1 protein-coding gene is annotated in these 1676 nt (G+C 32.5%); it reads left to right on the top strand.

The annotated features are described in order from the left end of the window. Positions 1 to 21: 21 nt before the first annotated feature. Positions 22 to 1676: N-6 DNA methylase (locus H6F32_RS20175; RefSeq protein ID WP_190371048.1), on the top strand; the 1655-nt coding region annotated here is incomplete at its 3' end.

The raw sequence follows: 1676 nt of genomic DNA, 5'->3' as shown, positions 1-1676 counted from the left end.
AGAGAAGCAAGAGTTTTTATTATGAATTATTTACAGGTTTATATTCAAGAAGTTAGTCAAATTTATCAACAACAAAATGCTACGGAACATACATATCGTCCAGCATTGAAAAAATTAATGGAATCTTTAGATTCTCAAGTTCAAGCTATTAATGAACCGAAAAGAATCGCTTGCGGTGCGCCAGATTTTGTGGTCAAAAATGGTATGTTGGAAGTTGGACATATTGAAGCTAAAGATATTGGTATTTCTCTGAAAAAAGTAGAAAAAACTCCACAAATAGGGCGTTATTTTGCGGCTTTAGGTAATTTGATTTTAACTGATTATTTAGAATTTCGTTGGTATATTCAAGGAGAATTAAAATTAACTGCTTCTTTAGGAACAATTGATAAAAATAAAAAAATCAAAATTGATAAACAAGGAATACAGGAAGTTGATCAACTTTTGCGGCAGTTTTTATTAGCTAAAGTTCCCCAAGTTACCACACCCAAAGATTTAGCTAAACGCATGGCAAGTTTAGCCCAATTGATGAGAGATGCTATCAAAACGGCTTTACATGATGTAGATAATGGGGGTATGTTACGTCAGCAGTTAGAGTCATTTCAACGAGTATTAATTAAGGATTTGACGGTAGAACAATTTGCGGATATGTACGCCCAAACTATTTGTTATGGGTTATTTGCAGCGCGATGTAATACTGATAATATTAATACTTTTTCACGGGAAACCGCAGCTTTTAAATTACCAAAAACTAACCCATTTTTAAGGAGTATTTTTGGACAAATAGCCGGACCAGATTTAGATGATAGAATTAGTTGGACTGTGGATAATTTAGCGAATATTCTGGAACAAACGGAAATGGCAGAAATTATTAAAGATTTTGGCAAACGTACTCGTAAAGAAGATCCTGTTGTGCATTTTTATGAGACGTTTTTAGCAGAATATGATCCCAAAATGCGAGAATCAAGAGGGGTTTATTATACTCCTGAACCTGTGGTTGATTATATTGTCAAAAGTGTGGATTATATTCTCAAACATAAGTTTAATCTTAGTAAAGGTTTAGCGGATTCTAAAAAGATTAGAATTCCTAATCCTAAAGGTGATGGAACTATAGAAACCCATCAAGTTTTGATTTTAGATCCTGCGGTGGGTACGGGAACTTTTATGCACAGTGTAATTGATTTTATTTATGATAAGTTTAAATCTCAAAAGGGGATGTGGTCAAGTTATGTTAGTCAACATTTATTACCCCGATTATTTGGTTTTGAATTGTTGATGGCACCTTATACTGTAGCCCACATGAAACTAGGGTTACAGTTGCAAGAATTGGGTTATGATTTTAGTTCTGACGAATGGTTAAGAATTTATTTAACTAATACATTACAAGAGGCTTTTCAATTAGAAGATCAAGTTGTTAGTTTTGGTTATCAAATTAAACAAGAAGCAGAAGCAGCAAAAGAAGTTAAACAAGAAAATCCACTTATAGTAATTATGGGAAATCCTCCCTATTCTGGACATTCTATTAATACAGGAGATTGGATTAAAAATCTTTTAAATGGTCAAGATACTATTTCTAGTAGTAAAACAGCAAGTTATTTTGAAGTTGACGGAAAATCTTTAGGTGAAAAAAATCCTAAATGGTTAAATGATGATTATGTAAAATTTATCCGTTTTAGTCA

Origin of the sequence: Anabaena sp. FACHB-1237 (assembly GCF_014696225.1) — a bacterium.
Classification (GTDB): domain Bacteria; phylum Cyanobacteriota; class Cyanobacteriia; order Cyanobacteriales; family Nostocaceae; genus FACHB-1237.
The sequence above is the reverse complement of the archived record's forward strand: the minus strand, read 5'-3'. Positions and strand labels throughout refer to the sequence as shown.